Origin of the sequence: Petrotoga sp. SL27 (assembly GCF_002924605.1) — a bacterium.
GTDB lineage: Bacteria > Thermotogota > Thermotogae > Petrotogales > Petrotogaceae > Petrotoga > Petrotoga sibirica.
On the sequence record NZ_JAIP01000045.1, the window covers coordinates 1 to 253 of the forward strand.

The window sequence follows — 253 nt, forward strand, 5'->3', positions numbered from 1 at the left end:
ATAAGCTTCATGGTCGAGAGGGAAAGAGCCCAGACCGACAGCTAAGGTTCCGAAGAAGCGGCTAAGTGTGAAAGGAAGTGGACCTCTTAAGACAGCCGGGAGGTTGGCTTAGAAGCAGCCATCCTTGAAAGAGTGCGTAACAGCTCACCGGTAGAAGAGGACTGCGCCGAAAATGTAACGGAGCTAAAGCCGCGCACCGAAGCTACGGTATAGCCGAAAGGCTATAGGTAGGGGAGCGATGTGCGAGGGAGAA

Annotated in this window: 1 rRNA gene; it reads left to right on the plus strand. The window is 53.8% G+C overall.

Features of this window, described 5'->3' with window-relative positions:
• Positions 1–253, plus strand: a 23S ribosomal RNA gene (locus AD60_RS09975); the annotation flags it as partial.